This is a genomic window from uncultured Paraglaciecola sp., from assembly GCF_913058035.1.
In the GTDB taxonomy this organism is placed as follows: domain Bacteria; phylum Pseudomonadota; class Gammaproteobacteria; order Enterobacterales; family Alteromonadaceae; genus Paraglaciecola.
The window spans coordinates 1-4,517 of the sequence record NZ_CAJXPA010000260.1 but is presented as its reverse complement, the minus strand read 5'-3'; the positions used below and the strand labels follow the sequence as shown (position 1 = coordinate 4,517).

Below are 4,517 nucleotides of genomic sequence, written 5' to 3'. Positions count from 1 at the left end.
ACATTATGTTCTGCTGGATATTTAGCACCTCTTTGGTCAAGTTGCGATAACATTAGGTTTTTAACTTCTATTGCACACGCCCCTTTTTTTAGTATGTAATCTTGATGAAACACGTAACAGAAGAAATGCCCGTAGTAGAGTTTTTTCTCCAGATATTGCTCAATTTCAGGCCCAAAGGATTCGACCCAGTTTTGTTCATTGCGTTTCAAAGCGATATCTAAGGCTAGCATTTCGCCCACTTCTTTATCATGGATCGTTTGGTAACGAATGGCGGCACCAGCGGCAGCAAATCTATGCAAATATGCCTTTTTTGCTTCATCGGGTGTGCATTCAAAAAAATCACCTGCACCTGACGGAGCAAAATAATCTGTTAGTATTTGACGTCCTTGTTCAATAGATTCATTACTTAATTTCAATACTAGGTGATGTTCATATTGCTTCCGATAGGCTCGCATACGTTTAGGCAAATGCTCAGGGAACAAGCGACTAAAAAATTGCATTGCACGGTCACTTAAGTAAGGTGGCAACCAGCTAATTTTATTTAATGTTGCATCTACTCGTCCTTTGACAGCAAATAGTTTAGGTAAGCGTTTGGTCCCTAAATGTAATACGCTTAAAAATGTGTCTTTACCATATTGAGCGGCCACATCAAAAATATCTCGATGCATGTATTCACCGACTTCAGGTATTTGCTCTAAACCGGTCAGTAACAGTCGCCTAATGGCATACAAGTCTTCTGGGTTATTTGTGCCCACATAAAAACTTTGTTCTTTTTTCACTACAGGGTATGTATCGACTCTTACAGCGAATACGGCTAATTTACCAGCGCAACCACTGGACTCATATAAACGGCGAGGATCAGCATTAAAGCGGCTTGGCGTGCTGGCATCTACATCTTTAATTCTAGTTTGGTATTGTTGGTCGCTGGCTTTTCGTTGACCTTGTTCAAGTTTGCTGGCATCAAAGTTTCCTTGCTGCAAATTACGAATAACATTATCGGCAGTTTCACCCAAATAAACGCCTAAGTGATTCACTAACACAAGTTCACCGTGTTGATTAATCTGCGCATATATGGAGAGTTCGGTGTAGGCGGGGCCCCTTTTAACAAGCGCACCACCAGAATTATTAGCAATGCCGCCAACAACGGTGGCACCAAGAGTCGAGGAGCCAATGATGGAGTGAGGAGACCGATTAATTGCGTTAAGCGATTCTTCTAATTTATGCAGTGTCGCACCCGGCATACTGATAACTTGATGCCCTTGGTTGATAATATGCAACTCATCTAGGCTTAAAGTATTAATGACAACAACGGGTCGGTCATAGTTGTCTTTATTTGGTGTTGACCCTTCTGTTAGTCCGGTATTCGCGGCTTGCAGCACAATAAGAAGATTATTGCTGACAGCAATTTTTATACTATTCCACAGTTGTTCGAGTGTTTGTGGAAAAATGACCGCGAGTGCAGCCCCTCCACCCGAACGCCAACCCTTTCGGAAATGTTCGTTTTTGCGTGGGTCCGCACTGATATTTGTAACACCTAACGCCGTTTCAAATTCACTTAATATGTGAGCATCGGGATATAAATTCAGCTTTTTTTTAGGCTGACGAATACCTGTAGCAAATTCTAAGTCATACTTACATACTGCATTTTTGTTATCGCTAATGTTAAGTGCAGACGCAGAGTCATCAATGATTTGTTGCTTTTTAGTCGTTAATGTCGGTTCTACTGTTGTCATTTTAACTTTCCTTACAACTTAATGCATTGATGCTTTATTGACTTTTAATCAGTTTATAAATGGATATCTATTACCAGCTCACAACAATGTGCTGTAACGCTGGGGCCTCAATTCAGACAGGAGATTAATTTATGGGAAGCTTATTTAAGTTGTGATTGAAAAGTGCTTTGCGTTGTTTACTACGAAATGCCTCTTGCTCTATTATATGTTTGGCATCGACATCACCTAAAGGAAATTCAACTTCGCGGGAAAAAGCGCCATCAGCTATCAGCGACAAATAACGAGAACAACAGACTCTTAGAAAAGAGGTGAAGTTCCCAATATCATGATCAGCATCAAGCGATTCAAGGTACAGCTTAGTAATTGCCTGATTGACCGTCATATGATCACGAAATGACAACTCTTCCAAAACATCCCAAAAAAACACTTCTAATCGAATGGATGTAACAACCCCTTGAATTCGAAGTGATTTGGTTCTGCTGCTCCATAAACTACTTTCGGCATGGACAAAAAGCTGACACATAATGGCCTCTCGATGTAGATTAAGTTTAGAACAATGCCACAAACTGCATCAACATGGCAGGATGAGCAGGCCATGCAGGAGCGGTCACTAATTGACCATCCGTAATCGCGCCATCCATAGGTAAATCAATGTATTCAGCACCGGCCATTTCTACTTCTGGTTGGCAAGCAGGATAAGCCGATACTTTTTTACCTTTTAATACGCCAGCAGCAGTCAGTAATTGTGGACCATGGCAAATAGATGCGATGGGTTTATTACTATTTGCAAAGTATTGAATAATTTCAATGACCTTAGCATTTAAGCGTAAATATTCAGGTGCACGACCGCCTGGTAAATACAGAGCGTCGTAATCTGCGACATTGACATCTTCAAAAGAAGCGTTGAGCTCAAATTTATGGCCAGGTTTTTCAGTATAGGTTTGATCACCCTCGAAATCGTGTATCGCTGTTGAAATTGTTTCTCCAGATTTCTTTTCTGGACAAACCGCATCAACTTGGTGTCCCATAGCCATTAATCCTTGAAAGGGAACCATGTTTTCGTAGTCTTCTACAAAATCGCCCGTTATCATCAGCACTTTAGCCATGTTTTTACTCCAAATAATTTTACTGTTAAATAACTAATCAGCGAGAAAAGCTGATTACAAAATCAAAACATTATTCAAACATAAGCCACAGTGTTTTAGGTAACATGTGAATACTACAAAAATAAAAAATAGTCGGCACTAAAAACGAAGAATAAGCTAGCAACTTCCATACGAGCAATAATATACCCCACCCTCTTGAATATTAAACACCCAATTTTTGATTAGGGTTAATTCACTTATAGAATACCTAAAGCTATTGGCTATTGGCTATAAATAATAAAATAAAAACTTAAACTAGACACCCAAAGTAATAAAGTACTCAATCTCAACGTAACCAACAAGCCCAAATTGTTGGGTATCAACACGCTATTTATGTTTTTAAGTGACAAGTTCGACTTACTTGGAATTAAAGAAGATAAATGCTGTGAAATGTGTCGCTCAATTCAAATTGCAGACAGCAAGGTTCGACACATTTTGTGTTAGTGACTTTGACTATATATGGGGTTGTAATTCAAGCAGATTGAAGTAAAGATCTGGCCTTTGCCATCCCTCGTATACGTTGGTGGTTTGTGTGATGTTTGAATTGTTGCAACATATGCTCACTGCCAACGGCGGTGCTGAAGTGTTTTTCGAACTCGGTAGTGAGGGTCAACCATTACTCTAAGTCGAGACCGAGGCGCGCTAAAATGGGGCTATGATGTTGATATATGTAACCCGCTTTATCCTCTCGAATACAGCGGCCTGTGCAATCCACTAGTTCACAATAGTCAATCAAGCTGTAAGCCATGCCTTTAGGCATGTCTTGTCTGTGATTGCCCACAAAACGCATCAGATTTTTAGGTTGTTCGCCTTTGATGAGACAGTGTATACGTTGCTTGATACTGGTGTGTTTTGACGTTTCTGGTGTGGTCTCCATCTTGGCGCGAATAGGATTTAAGTCAACATAAGCCATACACGCTAAAACCGCACTTTCATCTAACAATGCTTGAGATTTAAACCGTCCTTCCCAGAACCTGCCTGTACATTTATCTTCTTTGTTCGCTTCACGGGCTATGTATTCATTGAGGTTTCTCATTAGCCAACTGATGTCATATAAACGTTGACGGTAAATCGTCACTGTTTCATCTAGGCTGATACATTCACCTTTACTGAGCTTATCCCCTCTTTGATACTTTTGACTTAATAACGTGCCTTGGTACATTTGGTGCCAGCGCTTTATCACTTCTTCCATCGACCAGTTATCTGCCAAGTCTTTGTCCACACACAGCACTACGTGGGTATGATTGTTCATCACAGCATAAGCACAGATATCAATAGAAAATACCGACGATAAAAATAATAATCGCTCCTCGACCCAACCTCGGCGATGTTCGTAACTCTGTCCCGTAAATTTATCTTTGCCACACAAAAACGAACGGCGAACACAGCGAGAAACACAATGGTAATAGGGAGTATCAATTAAACTGACTTGAGTTTTACGTGACTGAGGCATGACAGACCATCCTTGGTTGTTTGAGTACCTTAAAGATTAGAACATAACGGCTGTTTTGCTACTTTTTTAAAATGGGTGTCTTCTTTAGTTTTTTTGCAAAATTACTTAAGTAAAACGCTGATTATTCAATGCGCCAAATTATTAATATATAAACTTGAAAAAACTCAAAACTGTACGAGTATTAGT

3 protein-coding genes and 1 pseudogene are annotated in these 4,517 nt (G+C 40.0%); all 4 read right to left on the bottom strand.

Annotated features, from left to right (window positions below):
• Window positions 1-1,733, bottom strand: a 1,733-nt coding sequence (gene dld, locus QZ562_RS19795) for a D-lactate dehydrogenase (protein ID WP_293764134.1), incomplete at its 3' end; no start/stop codon positions are given.
• Between the two features lie 124 nt (window positions 1,734-1,857).
• Window positions 1,858-2,256 (bottom strand): ribbon-helix-helix domain-containing protein, encoded by a 399-nt coding sequence (locus QZ562_RS19790; protein WP_293764131.1) that lies wholly within the window; start codon window positions 2,254-2,256, stop codon window positions 1,858-1,860.
• A 25-nt stretch (window positions 2,257-2,281) separates the two neighbouring features.
• On the bottom strand, window positions 2,282-2,839 hold the full coding sequence (locus QZ562_RS19785; protein ID WP_293764128.1) for a DJ-1/PfpI family protein: 558 nt from the start codon (window positions 2,837-2,839) through the stop codon (window positions 2,282-2,284).
• 511 nt (window positions 2,840-3,350) lie between these two features.
• A pseudogene (locus QZ562_RS19780) lies at window positions 3,351-4,331 on the bottom strand (transposase).
• Between the last annotated feature and the right edge of the window lie 186 nt (window positions 4,332-4,517).

What these genes read in the sequence shown, in the direction of transcription:
- QZ562_RS19790 (WP_293764131.1), bottom strand. Translation starts at nt 2,256, where the DNA reads ATGTGTCAGCTTTTTGTCCATGCCGAAAGTAGTTTATGGAGCAGCAGA.
- QZ562_RS19785 (WP_293764128.1), bottom strand. Translation starts at nt 2,839, where the DNA reads ATGGCTAAAGTGCTGATGATAACGGGCGATTTTGTAGAAGACTACGAA.